13 protein-coding genes and 2 pseudogenes are annotated in these 15,005 nt (G+C 66.2%); 8 read left to right on the top strand and 7 right to left on the bottom strand.

What is annotated here, in order from left to right; translation table 11 throughout:
• Window positions 1–31: 31 nt before the first annotated feature.
• On the bottom strand, window positions 32–1,114 hold the full coding sequence (locus ACWMMN_RS36900) for a porin (RefSeq protein WP_059242314.1): 1,083 nt from the start codon (window positions 1,112–1,114) through the stop codon (window positions 32–34).
• A 190-nt stretch (window positions 1,115–1,304) separates the two neighbouring features.
• Complete coding sequence (locus ACWMMN_RS36895; RefSeq protein WP_486424265.1) at window positions 1,305–2,207, bottom strand: HpcH/HpaI aldolase/citrate lyase family protein; 903 nt, start codon at window positions 2,205–2,207, stop codon at window positions 1,305–1,307.
• A 231-nt stretch (window positions 2,208–2,438) separates the two neighbouring features.
• On the opposite strand from ACWMMN_RS36895, the gene ACWMMN_RS36890 reads away from it, so the two are divergent.
• The 4 genes from ACWMMN_RS36890 (at window position 2,439) to ACWMMN_RS36875 (ending at window position 7,231) form a co-directional block, all read left to right on the top strand.
• Entirely contained in the window at window positions 2,439–3,203 is a 765-nt protein-coding gene (locus ACWMMN_RS36890) for an IclR family transcriptional regulator (RefSeq protein WP_059242310.1), read from the top strand.
• A gap of 70 nt (window positions 3,204–3,273) precedes the next feature.
• Entirely contained in the window at window positions 3,274–4,554 is a 1,281-nt protein-coding gene (locus ACWMMN_RS36885) for a CaiB/BaiF CoA transferase family protein (RefSeq protein WP_256087565.1), read from the top strand.
• 86 nt (window positions 4,555–4,640) lie between these two features.
• Entirely contained in the window at window positions 4,641–5,660 is a 1,020-nt protein-coding gene (locus ACWMMN_RS36880) for a cyclase family protein (protein WP_486424264.1), read from the top strand.
• Between the two features lie 83 nt (window positions 5,661–5,743).
• Window positions 5,744–7,231, top strand: coding sequence for an MFS transporter (locus ACWMMN_RS36875; RefSeq protein ID WP_340626182.1), 1,488 nt, complete (start codon window positions 5,744–5,746; stop codon window positions 7,229–7,231).
• A gap of 57 nt (window positions 7,232–7,288) precedes the next feature.
• On the opposite strand, the pseudogene ACWMMN_RS36870 reads toward ACWMMN_RS36875, so the two are convergent.
• The 3 genes and pseudogenes from ACWMMN_RS36870 to ACWMMN_RS36860 all read right to left on the bottom strand — a co-directional run.
• Window positions 7,289–7,564 (bottom strand): annotated as a pseudogene (locus ACWMMN_RS36870) (Rieske 2Fe-2S domain-containing protein); the annotation flags it as partial.
• Between the two features lie 129 nt (window positions 7,565–7,693).
• Window positions 7,694–7,888 (bottom strand): hypothetical protein, encoded by a 195-nt coding sequence (locus ACWMMN_RS36865; RefSeq protein WP_340626181.1) that lies wholly within the window; start codon window positions 7,886–7,888, stop codon window positions 7,694–7,696.
• A 371-nt stretch (window positions 7,889–8,259) separates the two neighbouring features.
• Entirely contained in the window at window positions 8,260–9,162 is a 903-nt protein-coding gene (locus ACWMMN_RS36860) for a LysR family transcriptional regulator (RefSeq protein ID WP_059242301.1), read from the bottom strand.
• 99 nt (window positions 9,163–9,261) lie between these two features.
• On the opposite strand from ACWMMN_RS36860, the gene ACWMMN_RS36855 reads away from it, so the two are divergent.
• Entirely contained in the window at window positions 9,262–9,984 is a 723-nt protein-coding gene (locus ACWMMN_RS36855; protein WP_059242298.1) for an SDR family oxidoreductase, read from the top strand.
• Between the two features lie 26 nt (window positions 9,985–10,010).
• A pseudogene (locus tag ACWMMN_RS36850) lies at window positions 10,011–10,895 on the top strand (oxidoreductase).
• Here the strand turns inward: ACWMMN_RS36850 and ACWMMN_RS36845 are convergent.
• Together ACWMMN_RS36845 and ACWMMN_RS36840 are read right to left on the bottom strand one after the other, a co-directional pair.
• Window positions 10,827–11,429: a LysE family translocator gene (locus ACWMMN_RS36845; protein ID WP_486424263.1), complete on the bottom strand. Its 603-nt coding sequence runs from the start codon at window positions 11,427–11,429 to the stop codon at window positions 10,827–10,829. The pseudogene ACWMMN_RS36850 and the gene ACWMMN_RS36845 overlap by 69 nt on opposite strands.
• 81 nt (window positions 11,430–11,510) lie before the next feature.
• Window positions 11,511–11,909, bottom strand: a complete 399-nt coding sequence (locus tag ACWMMN_RS36840; RefSeq protein ID WP_486424262.1) for a hypothetical protein — start codon at window positions 11,907–11,909, stop codon at window positions 11,511–11,513.
• Window positions 11,910–12,283: 374 nt separating this feature from the next.
• Here ACWMMN_RS36840 and ACWMMN_RS36835 point away from each other — a divergent pair, with 374 nt between their 5' ends.
• Entirely contained in the window at window positions 12,284–13,900 is a 1,617-nt protein-coding gene (locus ACWMMN_RS36835) for a tryptophan halogenase family protein (protein WP_486424261.1), read from the top strand.
• Window positions 13,900–14,985 carry a monodechloroaminopyrrolnitrin synthase PrnB family protein gene (locus tag ACWMMN_RS36830; protein WP_486424260.1) on the top strand — a complete coding sequence of 362 codons (1,086 nt, stop codon included), beginning with the start codon at window positions 13,900–13,902 and terminating at the stop codon, window positions 14,983–14,985. Before ACWMMN_RS36835 ends, ACWMMN_RS36830 begins: the two co-directional genes overlap by 1 nt.
• Window positions 14,986–15,005 lie beyond the last annotated feature (20 nt).

The raw sequence follows: 15,005 nt of genomic DNA, 5'->3' as shown, positions 1-15,005 counted from the left end.
GGAGGTTCCTGAAACGGGGGGAGAGGCGGGCTCAGAACAGCTTGCGCAGGCCGAGTGCCGCGCCCGCGCTGCTGGCGCGGTCGCCGGCCAGCGTGTAGTGGAGAAAGTTGTAGTTGTAGTTGTCGAAATCGAGCGCGGCGCGGCGCGCGTAGCCGCCTGCCAGGTACACCGTGACGGCCTTCGACAGGAAGTAGTTCAACTGCAGCGTGACCTGCTGCGGGTTCGCCGGGTGCGGTGCGGGCGTCTGCGCGTTCGGCGGATTCTGCGCGCGGATGTCCTCGTAATAGAACGCGCCGATGGCCTGCAGGAAAGGGGTGATCGCGTAGCGCACGCCGGCCCACCAGAACGTGTAGCTCGTCACGACCGATGGCGCGGCGACGCCGCTCTGTCCGTGCGTGACGCCGGCCAGCAGTTGCACGCGGTCGATCGACGCGATCGCGGCGGCGGCGTAGCGGCGGAAATGCGCGAAACCGCCCGGCTGCGGCGTGTTGACGTTGTCGAACGCGGCGGCGACCGAGAATGCGCCGCCGGCATAGTCGAAGCCGGCGCCGTAGGCGGCGTTCGACTGGAACGCGCCGGGCGTGCCGCCGAACGAATAGTGCATTTCGAGCGTCAGCGCGCCGATCTTCGCGAGGTACTTGGCGACGTTGTTCTCGCGGAAGTTGACACCGACGATCGCGCCGGCCGGCTCGTACAGCGTCGAGTACGCGCCCGTCGGCGAATAGTGCTCCATGACGTCGAACAGCGTCGTGTACTGGTGGCCGAGCCGCAGCGCGCCCCAGCGCTCGTGCTGCAGCCCGACCCACGCGGAGCGGTCGAAGCCGCCCGCGCCGGTGCCGGTGCCGTTGTTCAGGTTGATGCCGCTTTCGAGCCGGAACGCGGCCTGCCAGCCGCCGCCGAGTTCCTCGACGCCCTTCAGGCCCCAGCGCGAGCCGCTCTTGCCGCCCGACGCCATCCGCACGAGCGATGCCGACGCGTTATTGCCGGGCGCGGCCTGGTGGGTGAGGAATTCTGTATAGACGTCGGCCACGCCGTACAGCGTGATCGTGTTCTGCGCGCAGGCGCTGGCCGATACGAGGCCCAGTCCGCACAGTGCGGACATCCGCTTGCCCATGGCTTGTCTCCTTCGTGGGTTTATTTATTGGATTGCGGCGTCGCGCCGGTCGAGCGGCGCGACGGTGCTGCGGGGCGACGCTATCCGGGCCGCGCGGCGAACGGGTGGCGTCGTGGCGCGACGCACGCGCGCATCGCGCGACCTGCGCATGCACCGGGACGAAGCGCGGCTATGAAGGGCGGCACGTGCATCACCGGGGCGTGCCGCCGGTACGCGCCTGCACGGCTGCGTGACGCGCGAGCACGCGCTTCGCGCGGGCGACGCCGGGCGCGTCGACCATCCTGCCGTCGACGCGCAGCGCGCCGCGCCCGTTCGCGCGCGCGTCGTCGTAGGCGGCCAGCACCGCGTTCGCGTCGCGCACCGCGTCGTCGTCGGGCCGGAACGCGCGGTTGAGCGCACCGACCTGCAGCGGATGGATGCAGGTCGCGCCCGCATAACCGAGTTCCGCGGACATGCGCGCGATGCGCTCGAACGCGTCGAGATCGCGCAGCTCGTCGAGGCCGCCGACGAGGCCGAGCGGCAGGATGCCGGCCGCGCGCGCGGCGATGATCAGCAACTGCTTCGGCACGCGCAGCACGTCGGCGCTCGCGCCGCTTTCGCAGTTCAGCGCGAAGTCGCCGCCGCCCAACATCATCGCGATGACGCGCGGCGACGCCCGCGCGATCCGGTCCATGGCCTGGAACGCGCGCGGCGTTTCGACGATCGCGACGATCCGCGTGCCGCCGGGCGGGGCGCCGGTTTCCTCTTCGAGCGCGGCCAGCAGCTCGTCGATCGCCTCGACGTGCGAGCTGCCGCGCACCTTCGGCAGCACAACGCCGTCCACGCCGGCCCGGACGGCCGCGCGCAGGTCGGGCACCAGCAGGTCGAGCGGGCCGTTGGCGCGCACCAGCACATCGCGGCCGGGCGTGCGCAACGCAGGCACGGCGTCGGCCAGCCCGTCGCGGGCGGCCGCCTTGCACGCGGCCGGGACGCTGTCCTCGAGATCGAGGATCAGCGCGTCGGCGTCGCTCACGGTGGCCGATGCGACGAAACGGGGGATGTGGGCGGGGACGTACAGCAGCGAGCGCCAGGCAGGTTGATCCGAAGAATCCATCGTCGATCTCTAAAAATGAAAGTCACTTTCATTTTTGTGATGGATGATGGCATTCGTCAAGATTATCGTTAACGCCTAGTTTCAAAGGAGATTGCGCGACGATGAGCGAACGAAGCCGTGCGGATTCATGTTGATGCCATCGATGATATGCGTATAATGAAAGTGACTTTCATTTTTTGAGTGCCGGCCAACACGGCGCGGCACGGATGCCCGGCATCGCACGAGGTGGACATGAGCAAGGTGGAGACAAGCAATCCGGCAGAAGGCGGCGTGGCCGCGGTCAACCGCGCGCTGACTGCGCTGCTGGCGTTCGGCAACGCGCCCGGCGGGCTGATGCTCGCGCAGGTCAGCGAGGAGACGGGGCTCAACATGAGCACGCTGTTGCGGATGTTCGAGTCGCTCGAGCAGTTCCGCTTCATCAAGCGCCTGCCGGACGGGCGCTACGTGCTGGGGCCCGCCGTGTTCCAGCTGGGGATGATGTATCGCGAGTCGTTCCAGCTGCGCGAGTACGTGATGCCGATCCTGTCGACGCTGTCGGCGGAAACCGGCGAGACCGCCGCGTTCTACGTGCGCGAAGGCGACCAGCGCGTGTGCCTGTTCCGCATCCAGGCGCAGCGCTCGGTGCGCACGCATCTGCGCGAGGGCGACCGCTTCCCGCTCGACGTCGGCGCGGCCGGGCGCGTGCTGCTCGCGTTCAGCGGCACGCGCGGCGGTGAGTACGAGAAGACGGCCGAGCAGGGTTACGCGGTATCGATCGCCGAGCGCGACCCGGAAAGCGCGGCGATCGCGTGCCCGGCGTTCGGCGTTGGTCGCGTGCTGAGCGGCGCGATCTCGCTCGGCGTGCCGCGCTATCGCTTCAACAAGAAGGTGCTGGCCGACTACCTGCCGCGTGTGCAGGCGGCCGCCGCCGAGCTGACGCATGCGCTGGGCGGCGATCTGCCCGCCGCGGGCGCGGCGTTCCGCGCGGCCGACCAGCTCGGCGCGCTGCTCGAGTAGCGCCGCGCGCGGTTGAGCGCGCACTTCGAAGTCCGTATCGAACGACGCACACACCAACCAGGAGACAAGCATGTTCGTTCCCGACACGCAGGCCGCGCACGCGGCCGGCGCGCGCCGTCGCGCGTCCACCGGCCCGATCCGTCCGAAACCGTTCGACGCCAGCGCGCAGGGGCCGCTTGCGGGCGTGCGCGTCGTCGACCTGTCGCGCCTGATGGCGGGCAACATGCTGAGCGTGCAGCTCGCCGATTTCGGCGCGGACGTCGTGAAGGTCGAGAGCGAGCGCGGCGATACGCTGCGCGCGGTCGGCGCGGGCGGGATCAGCACGAACTGGAAGGTGTACGGGCGCAACAAGCGCAGCGTGTGCGTCGACCTGCGCACGCCCGAGGGGATCGACATCGTCCGCCGGCTGGTGCGCGACGCGGACGTGTTCGTCGAGAGCTTCAAGCCCGGCGTCGCCGAGAAGATGGGGCTCGGCCCGGATGACCTGCTCGCGATCCGGCCGGAACTGGTGATCGCACGGATCTCCGGCTGGGGGCAGACGGGGCCGTATCGCCACAAGCCGGGCTTCGGCACGCTCGCGGAAGGGTACGCGGGGTTCGCGGCGATCAACGGCTTCGCCGATCGCGAGCCGGTGCTGCCGCCGATGTTCCTCGGCGACATGACGGCCGGGCTGTCCGGCGCGCTCGCCGTGCTGGTCGCGCTGCATGCGCGCGACGCGCACGGCGCGGCGGGGCAGGTGATCGACGTGTCGCTGTTCGAGCCGCTGCTGTCGATCCTCGGGCCGGCCGCCGCGAACTACGTGATGACGGGCGAGATCAAGGCGCGCACCGGCAGCCGCTCGTCGAACACCGCGCCACGCAACGCGTATCGCACCCGCGACGGCAAGTGGCTGTGTCTGTCGAGCTCGACGCAGGCGATGGCCGAGCGGCTGTTCCGCGCAATCGGCCGCGCGGAGCTGATCGACGATCCACGCTATGCGACCAACGTGCAGCGCGTGCAGCACGCGGAGGCGCTCGATGCGATCGTCGGCGAATTCATCGCCGCGCGCGATCTCGACGCCAATCTCGCGTTTTTCGAAGAAGCGGGCGTGACGGTCGGGCCGATCCAGGACATCGCGCAGATCGTTCAGGATCACTATGTGATCGAACGCGAGGCGCTCGTCGAGCTGCCGGACGACGACGTCGGCAGCCTGCCGATGCACAACATCACGCCGCGCCTGTCGGCCACGCCGGGCACGTTCCGCCGGCCGGCGCCCGCGCTCGGCGAGAACAATCGCGAGATCCTGCTGCCGCTACTCGGCGAACACGAATACGAGCGGCTCGCCGGGCTGGGCGTGATCCGCACGCGCTAGCCGCGAAACCTCGGGCGCGACACGGCCGCGAAGGACGGCCGTGCGCGCCTGCCGCCACACCCTGGATATGGCATGGAGGAGACACCATGAAACCACGCTGGACCCATCGGCCGCCCGGCTCGAACTGGGGCGATTTCGGCCCGGACGATCAGAAAGGGCGCTTGAACTGGCTGACGGCCGACGCGGTGCTGCGCGGCGTCGCGGAGGTGCGCGAAGGCCGCGTGTTTTCTCTGAGCCTGCCGCTCGACGTGCCGCGCGGCGGCGGTCTGAACGCACGGCGCCGGCCGCCGGCGATCATGCCGGCGCTGCTCGGCGACAAGCCGTACTTCGGCTATCGGGCCGACGAACAGGTTGCGAACGCAACCGACGTGGTCTGCGACGACTCGTTCTGCATGCACTCGCAGTTCTCGACGCAATGGGATGCGCTGTCGCACGTCGGCTCACTGTTCGATCCGGCGGGTGACGGCGAGCCAGCCCGCGTGTTCTACAACGGCTACCGGATGGACGAGCACATCCACGTGCCCGAAGCGGGCGCGCCGCGCGGCGGTGCGGGTGCGCTCGGCATCGAGGTGATGGCACAAACCGGCGTGCAGGGGCGCGGCGTGCTGGTCGACCTGCGCCGCCACTTCGGCGACGAGCGGCGCAAGATCGGCTACGCGGAATGGATGGCGGTGCTGCGCGCGGACGACGTGGTCGTCGAGCGCGGCGACATCGTGTGCGTGCACACGGGTTTCGCCGATCGTCTGCTCGACGCCGACGCGCGTGGCGAGCCCGGCGCGCCGGACCTGTGCTGCGTGCTCGACGGCAACGACCCGCGTCTGCTCGAATGGATCGCCGCATCGGGGCTCGCGGCACTCGCGGCGGACAACCACGCGGTCGAGGAGCGACCGCGCAATGCATCGGCGCGCGAGCGGCCCGGCGCGCTGATGCCGCTGCACGAGCTGTGCCTGTTCAAGCTCGGCATTCATCTCGGCGAGCTATGGCACCTGACGCCGCTTGCCGAATGGTTGCGCGCGCACCGGCGCAATCGCTTCCTGCTGACCGCGCCGCCGCTGTACCTGCGCGGGCTCGTCGGGGCGCCGGTCAACCCGGTCGCCACCGTCTGAACGCCGGCGCCGCGCGCACGCTGCGCCGGCGCCTTGCCCGCCGCTTCGCGCCGGCCGCGCGGGCGGATCATCGAGGAGTCGCCATGTCCCATTCCCATGCGGCGTCGATTGCCGCGCGCATCGACCGCCTGCCCGCGACGGCCAGCATCTGGACGCTCGTGCTGTTCCTGAGCGTCGGCGGTTTTTTCGAGGTCTACGACCTGTTCCAGATGACCTACCTGCCGCCGGGGCTGATCCGCGACGGCATCTTTCATGCGGGCTCGCACGGCGTGCTCGGCATGTCGGACCAGGGCGCGCTTGGCGCGGCGACGTTTGCCGGGCTGTTCGTCGGCGAGATGTTCGTGTCGCGCCTCGCGGACCGCTTCGGGCGGCGCGCGTTGTTCACCGGCGCGCTGCTGCTCTACACGGCGGCGAGCCTTGCGATGTGCGTGCAGACGCATGCGCTCGGCATCCTCGTGTGCCGCTTCATCGCGGGTTGCGGCATCGGCGCGGAGCTGATCACGATCGGCGCGTTCCTGACCGAGCTGGTGCCGAAGGCGGTACGCGGCCGCGCGTTCGCGCTGTGCTTCGCGGTCGGTTATCTCGCGATGCCCGTGCTCGCGCTGGTGTCGTGGTTATGGGTGCCGCACGATCCGCTCGGGATCTCCGGATGGCGCTGGGTCGTGCTGCTCGGCGGCAGCGGCGCGGTCGTCGTCTGGTGGCTGCAGTCGCGGCTGCCGGAGTCGCCGCGCTGGCTCGCCCGCAACGGCCGCGAGGCCGAGGCCGAAGCCGTGCTGCAGCGTCTCGAGCAGGCGGTCGAGCGGGAATCCGGCCAGCCGCTGCCCGCGGTCCCGGCGCCGGCCGCAACTGCGCCGGCCCCGCAGCGCGCGCCGTCGATGTGGGACGCGCAACATCGCGGCCGCACGGCGATGCTGATCGCGTTCAACGCATTCCTGAGCATCGGCTTCTTCGGCTTCAGCCAGTGGCTGCCGACGCTGCTGGCCGCGCAGGGCGCGAGCGTCACGAAGAGCCTCTGGTATGCGTTCGTGATCGCGTTCGCGTATCCGGTGTCGCCGTTCGTGGCGGGCCTGCTCGCCGACCGGATCGAGCGCAAGTGGCTGATCGTCGCGTCGGCGTTCGGCGTCGCGCTGTTCGGCACCGCGTTCGCGATGTCGGCGCAGGCGCCGTTCGTGATCGCGTTCGGGCTGCTCGTCACGCTGTCCAATACGGTGCTCGCGAGCAACGGCACCGCGTACCAGTCGGAAGTGTTTCCGACCGAGATCCGCGGGCGCGCGCTCGGCTTCGTGCATTCGATCGGCCGCCTGACGGGAATCGCGAGCAGTTTCATCATCGCGCTGCTGCTCGAACGCGCCGGGGTGTCGGCCGTGTTCGTGCTGATCGGCGGCAGCATGGTGATCGTGATGGTGTCGATCGGTGTGTTCGGGCCGTATACCAACAACCGGGCGCTGGACGAGATCACGGGCCGCGGCGGGGAGGGGGGCGAGAGCGGGGCGGCGGTGCGCGGGCTCGCTGTTTTGCCGACTCGGCGTGTCGATGGGCCGCGTAAGGGCGCCGGGGATCGGGCGGTGTAATGGCGCCGGCGGCAGGTTTCATCACGCTGTCTCGGCCGCCGACTCACGCATCGCCGCTCACTCGCGGCGGCGCGGTCGAGCGGTCGCGTCGGCGACGCGGTCGACCCAGCCGCGGTAGAACGCGCGGTACTTGAGCACGAGCTTGTCGTACTTGCTGTACGCGCCGCCGCCGTCCGGCTTCATCCCGTTCCAGATCTTGACGTCGTACCCGACGGCCTGTCTGGTCCGGAGTCCGAACAACACGAAGTCGATCGCGCGGTGCAGTACGCCGCCAACCTTCTTGATCGAGATGAGCATGTGCATGACGTTCTTGCCGTCGCTCACCGGCGTCACACGCCACCGTGGGCGCAAGCAACTGCGGCGTGAGGCGGGGACGGGCGACCGGTTGGGGGGCGCTCGCCTTTTGATCATCGACCGAAATCGGCCTGATCAGGCTACGGGGGCTGGTTTTCGATTAGCGCGTCATGAATGGAAAACTTGCAATGCGCTCGTTGCTGCGCCGTCAGCGATTACGGTGGCGGCCTTCGGGCAGAAGCCGCTCGATCGGCGCGCGACACGGCGGGTCATGATCGCCGTGATGAATGCAAGTTGACGTAAATACAACGGAAATTTTTTCGATTCCAACGGGCGACTGCCGGTATGTCGGCTGACGAGCATTGATAATTCCGCGGGGTTCCACGCTTCCTGGATGCCAGAATCATTGTCGTATAGGCGTTGTTGGTCATCGGATCGCCCCAACGTTCGGAATTGTCTTACACAGACATCGGCGAACGGCATGAAAGGAACCTTACCACTACGGCACGATTGCCAATTCAAACTCGGGGGGGCGCACAACACGTGACCACTGCGGCTGGGCGCTGCAACACCATCGCGGGGAGTTGACACGGTCTTCGCGACGCCACGCGCGGCGACTACTTTATTTTTGCCTACGTCTACGAAGCGCTGAATTGCCGGCCAACGGGGGAGTATGTCGATCCGGGGCCGGTCCGGCGGTTGCACATCATCGTCTTCGCGTGGGGCGGCATGCGTCAATCGCAAGCGCCGAATGGTGCTTGCCATTTCCGCACATGATCGATCAACGCCCGCAGCTTCGGCACCATGTTGCGCCGCTGCGGAAAGTAGAGAAAGAAGCCGGGAAACGGCGGCAGGAACGCCTCCAGCAACGGCACGAGCGAGCCGTCGTCGAAATGCGCGCGCAGGCAGTCCTCGGGGGCGAACGTGATGCCGCCGCCCGCCAGCGCGAGACGCAGCATCAGGCGCAGGTCGTTCGTCGTCAGTTGTGGTTCGACCGCGACGTCGAAAGGGCGGCCGTCTTCCACGAACTCCCAGCGGTAAGGCGCCAACTCCGGCGCCAGCCGCCAGCCGATACAGCGGTGCCGGACGAGCTCGTCGGGGTGACGGGGCGCGCCGTGCTTCTCGACGTAACCGGGAGAGGCCGCCGCCCGTTCGCGTTGCTCGCCGCCCAGCGGCACGGCAATCATGTCCTTCTCGATTACCTGTCCCAGCCGGATCCCGGCATCGAATCCGCGCTCGACGATATCGAATTCCTCGTCCGTCACGGTTACGTCGATGGTCATGTCGGGATAACACTCCGCAAAGCTTGCCAGCAACGGACCTGACAGGAAGGGTTCGGCGATCGACGTGGCCGTGAGCCGAAGATGGCCGCGCGGCGCGTCGGTCGTGCCCGTTGCATCGAGCGCGCTGCCGATGTCGACGAGCGGCCCTTCCAGCGATTGAACCAGCTGCATGCCCGCGTCGGTCAACTGAACCGACCGCGTGGTGCGCACGACGAGCGCGACGCCGAGCGTGTCTTCGAGCCGCCGGATGCCTTGGCTAACCGCGGAACGGGTGACGCCCATCCGGTCGGCCGCGGCGCGGAAATTCCGTTCTTTCGCGACGGCGAGGAGCAGTGGCAGAAGATTCAGGTCCATATCATTGTCCAGTTACGCTAACCAACCCATCCAGTATTCACCATCTACAAGCGACAGAGAAGCAACGATATCGTCCTGTCATCGAAACAGGGAGGTGTCATGGACAAAGTCATTCTCATCACCGGCGCGTCGAGCGGAATCGGCGAAGGCATCGCGCGCGAACTGGGCGTACCGGGCGCGAAGCTCGTGCTGGGCGCGCGGCGCACGGACCGGCTCGACGCCATCGCGCGCGACCTTCGCGCGGCGGGCGCGGCAGTCGAGACCTGCGCGCTCGACGTGACCGAGCGCCGTTCGGCGCAGGCGTTCGCGGATGCGGCACTGGAAACGTGGGGGCGGATTGACGTGCTGGTGAACAACGCGGGCATCATGCCGCTGTCGCCGCTCGCGGCCGGCCATCACGACGAATGGGACCGCATGATCGACGTCAACATCAAGGGCGTCCTGTGGAACATCGCGGCCGTGCTACCGCACATGGACGCGCGTGGCGCCGGGCAGATCATCAACATCGCGTCGATCGGCGCGCTGTCGGTGGTGCCAACCGCCGCCGTCTACTGTGCGACGAAGTTCGCGGTGCGCGCGTTGACGGAAGGCCTGCGCCAGGAGCATCCGGCACTGCGGATTACCTGCATCAATCCTGGCGTCGTCGAAAGCGAGCTGGCAGACACGATCACGCACGCGCAGACCCAGGCGTTCATGCGCGAATACCGTGCGATCGCGCTGCAACCGGCGGATATCGGGCGCGCGGTACGCCACGTGATCGAGTCGCCGGCGAGCGTCAGCGTGAACGAACTCACGATCCGGCCGACGGGCCAGACGAGCTGAACCACCGTTTCCCCAAGGAGCAACCGATGAACGATCAATCGCCCGTGTGGTTCATTTCCGGCGCATCGTCCGGCCTCGGCCGTGCGCTTGCCGACGCCGTGCTCGAACGCGGCCGGCGTGCGGTTGTGACCGCCCGCCGGCCCGACAGCCTGTCCGATCTCACCGGCCGGTACGGCGAACGCGCGCTTGCGTCGCCGCTCGACGTCACCGATCCGGCCTCGATCGCAAGCGCCGTCGAACAGGCGCGATCGCGTTTCGGCGTGAGCGACGTGCTCGTCAACAGCGCCGGCTGCGGCTATCTCGCCGCGATCTAGGAAGGCGAGGAGCGCGAGATCCGCGCGCAGTTCGAGGTCAACGTGTTAGGCCTCAACGCACTGACGCAGCGGATCCTTCCCGGCATGCGGCAGCAGCGCCGCGGCCACATCTTCAACATGTCGTCGCTCGGCGGGCTCGTCGCGTTTGCCGCGACTGGCTACTATCACGCGACGAAATTCGCGGTCGAGGCCCTGTCCGAATCGCTGTCTCATGAACTCGCGACGCTGGGCATTCGCGTGACGATCGTCGAGCCGGGCGCGTTTTGCACCGATTGGGCGGGGCGTTCGATGATTGAAGCCGCGAGTCGGATCGACGACTACGCGGAAACGGCGGGAAAGCGCCGCGCGGCGGCACGCGCGGTGTCGGGCAAGCCGCCCGGTGACCCGGCGCGCGCGGCTTTCGCGATCATCGGCGCGTACGACGCCGACGAGCCGCCGATGTTTTACCGAGTACCGGTTCGCGCCGCGATTTTTAGTGTTCGTGTTGACGAAGGCAATGCAAGGAGGAAAGCGCGCGCCATGACCGCCTCACCGATTGAGCACGGAACTGGCCAGCGTTGCTGCGAACGTCAGCAACACAAGCGAGGAGCACCGTAACACGATAGAAGCCAATCGACCTTCCGCACGATTCATGAGCAGCAGCCGCCCCGACCGGGACCATACCAGTCCTATCGGAATCAGGGTGATCAGAAATACGCCTGTCGACAACAAGAAAATATCGAGCGATCTGAATGCCGCCTCCGGGAAAATTGCGCTTGAAAATAACAAAGCCTTGGGATTCATCAAGGTCGCAAAGAAAAGCCCTCGGAACCCCAGCGGCGGTGAGTCAGTCGCATCAAAGTTGGCACCTTTGAGCCACATACTCACTGCGAGGTAGAGTATGAACATGGCGCTGATCAACTTTACGCAGCTGACAATCCATGGATATTGCGTCGCCAAAGACCAGAGAAAGAATCCCCATACGGTAATGGCTATCACGTAGCCTGACGCCTCCGCCGCGACCAGCCTGCACGCACCACGAAGATTCAGCTTGAGCCCGGCAGAAAGCAGCAGCGTGTTTGTCGGCCCGGGTACCAGCAGCACAATGGCGACGTAGAACGACATTTTTAGCATGGGACTCAATGTCAACATCGACTAACCTCGTCTTTCTAACGATTTACTTTGTGAAATTATTGATTGCGCTATGGCTGAGAGTGACGAAGAGTGAATTTGTCATGGGCTGCCGGAATGTCGACGCACACGCGATAACTTGATTTTTCGACGACGAGAAAGAGCGCGATCGAGCTTGATCTGTTGATGTCCTTGAGAGTTGAGCCGGCCAGCCGGGATCCTGACACCGTACCGCTGCCAGCCGGCTTGATTGCCGCCCCCGGGGCCGAGTCCCGCCGGTCCGATGATCGCCATATTCGATAGCGCGGCGCCGACGGCACAAGAGAAAACTTTCTTCTTTGACTTCGCGTGGCATGCAAGGCGATGGTGTCGGTACCCATAATTGTCATGCCAAGTAGGTTCCCGGAATATTGTCAGGGAATCATAGGTGGTGGAGATCGTCGCTGGCAACTCTTCTTTCTCGCGTTTGAAATTCTGAAACACCGGGGGCACTTGTTCCATTTACTCGTTGCGCGATATGGGCTCGGAGTTTGATTTTTTATGTATCTAATTAAAATCGGAGAAGATGCAATAGTCATTGCTATTGACTCGGAATTTTTGAGAATTCGTCTGGCGGGGCCAAGTGGGGACTGTTTAGTGATCATGCGCTAATCATCAAGCTGTTCACAAATATAAACTTCAATTCGAAATTATTTCACCCCGACGCTGATGGTGTGGAATTTCGATGGAGTGCAATTAAATCTGGTGATCGGAAAATAAAAATACTGTCAAATATGTCAGTTTGATTTAAATAATCGTCGGCTTATTCTGATGCGGATCAATTGGCCACCGTTGCAGAAGTCCATTCGGGTTTTGAATCCTATGGGAAGCGTGTCATGAGCAATCCGATCAAGAATATCGTCATCGTGGGCGGTGGCACCGCGGGCTGGATGTCCGCCTCGTACCTCGTCCGGGCGCTTCAGCAGCAGGCGAACATTACGCTCGTCGAGTCCGAGGCGATCCCCCGGATCGGCGTGGGCGAGGCGACCATCCCGAATCTGCAGAAGGTGTTCTTCGACTTCCTCGGGATACCGGAGCGGGAGTGGATGCCCCAGGTGAACGGCGCGTTCAAGAGCGCCATCAAGTTCGTGAACTGGAGGAGGTCTCCCGACCCCTCGCGCGACGACTACTTCTACCATTTGTTCGGCAGCGTGCCGAACTGCGACGGCGTGCCGCTTACCCACTACTGGCTGCGCAAGCGCGAACACGGCTTCCAGCAGCCGATGGAGTACGCCTGCTATCCGCAGCCCGAGGCGCTCGACGCCAAGCTGGCACCGTGCCTGTCCGACGGCACCCGCCAGATGCCCCACGCGTGGCACTTCGACGCGCACCTGGTGGCCGATTTCCTGAAGCGCTGGGCCGTCGGGCGCGGGGTGAAACGCGTGGTCGACGAGGTCGTGGAGGTCCACCTGAACGAGCGCGGTTACATCTCCAGCCTGTCCACCAAGGAGGGTCGGACGCTGGAGGCGGACCTGTTCATCGACTGCTCCGGCATGCGAGGGCTCTTGATCAACCAGGCCCTGAAGGAGCCCTTCATTGACATGTCCGACTACCTGCTGTGCGACAGCGCGGTCGCCAGCGCCGTGCCCAACGACGACGCGCGCGTGGGGATCGAGCCGTACACCTCCGCGATCGCCATGAACTCGGGGTGGACCTGGAAGATTCCGATGCTGGGACGGTTCGGCAGCGGCTACGTGTTCTCGAGCAAGTTCACCTCGCGCGACCAGGCCACTGCCGACTTCCTCAACCTCTGGGGCCTCCCGGACAAGCAGCCGCTCAATCAGATCAAGTTCCGGGTCGGGCGCAACGGGCGGGCGTGGGTCAACAACTGCGTCGCGATCGGGCTGTCGTCGTGCTTTCTGGAGCCCCTGGAATCGACGGGGATCTACTTTATCTACGCGGCGCTTTACCAGCTCGTGAAGCACTTCCCCGATGCCTCGTTCGATCCGCGGTTGAGAGACGCGTTCAACGCCGAGATCGTCTACATGTTCGACGACTGCCGGGATTTCGTCCAGGCGCACTATTTCACCACGTCGCGCGACGACACACCGTTCTGGCTCGCGAACCGGCACGACTTGCGGCTCTCGGACGCCATCAGGGAGAAGGTTGAACGTTACAAGGCGGGGTTGCCGCTGACCACCACGTCGTTCGACGACGCCACGTACTACGAAACGTTCGACTACGAATTCAAGAACTTCTGGTTGAACGGAAACTACTACTGCATCTTCGCCGGCTTGGGCATGCTGCCGGACCGGTCGCTGCCGCTCTTGCGGCACCGGCCGGAGTCGATCGACAAGGCCGAGGCGATGTTCGCCCGCATCCGGCGCGAGGCCGAGCGTCTGCGGACGAGCCTGCCGACGAACTACGACTACCTGCGGTCGCTGCGTGAGGGCGACGCGGGGTTGTCTCGCAGCCAGCCCGGGCCGGCGCTCGCAACGCCGGAGATCCTGTAGTGGAGCGCGCCCTGGGCCGGGCATGCGCATTCGCGGCCACGCACGCCACGGTGGCGGCCTGCGATCCGCTGCGGGCGAGGGCGCTCGTTCTGCAGTTGCCGGGCCTGAACCTCAAGAAGGACGTGCCCGGCATCGTCGGTCTGTTGCGCGAGTTCCTCCCGGCGCATGGGATGCCGTCCGGCTGGGGCTTCGTCGAAGCCGCCGCCGCGATGCGGGACATCGGATTCTTCCTGGGGTCGCTCAAACGGCACGGACAGGAGCCCGTGGACGTGGTGCCCGGGCTCGAGCCGGTGCTGCTTGACCTGGCGCGCGCGACCGACCTGCCGCCGCGCGAGACGCTCCTGCATGTGACGGTCTGGAACCCCGCGGCGGCCGACGCGCAGCGGAGCTATACCGGGCTGCGCGACGAAGCGCACCTGCTCGAGAGCGTGCGCATCTCGATGGCGGCTCTCGAGGCGGCCATCGCGTTGATCGTCGAGCTGTCCGACGTGCCGTTGCAGTCGCCCGCGTTCGCGGAAGGGAGCGACGAGCTGGCGGCCTATCTTCAGAAAATGGTCGAATCGATCGTTTACGCTTACCGCTTCATCTCGCCGCAAGTCTTCTACGACGAGCTTCGCCCCTTCTACGAACCGATTCGAGTCGGAGGCCAGAGCTACCTCGGCCCCGGTGCCGTCGAAATGCCCCTCTTCGTGCTGGAGCACGTCCTGTGGGGCTCGCAATCGGACCACCCGGCTTATCGAGAATTCAAGGAGACCTACCTGCCCTACGTGCTTCCGGCGTTCAGGGCGGTTTACGCCCGGTTCGCCGGGCAGCCGGCGCTCGTCGACCGCGTGCTCGGCGAGGCGCAAGCGGCCCGCGCGCGGGGCGAGTCTGTCGGGGCAGGGCTGGCGGCCCTAGAGCGGGTCTTCGAGGTCCTGCTGCACTTCCGGGCGCCTCACCTCAAACTGGCGGAGCGGACGTACGAAGCCGGGCGAAGCGGACCTGCAATCGGCAGCGGGGGGTACGCGCCCAGCATGCTCGGCGATCTGCTCACGCTCACGCGGGCCGCTCGGTCTCGCCTCCGTGCTGCGCTCGACGGGCCCTGACACCTGACACCTGACGCGCG

The organism is Burkholderia cepacia complex sp. TUM26381 (assembly GCF_057439935.1).
This window is presented reverse-complemented; position numbering and strand designations above follow the sequence as displayed.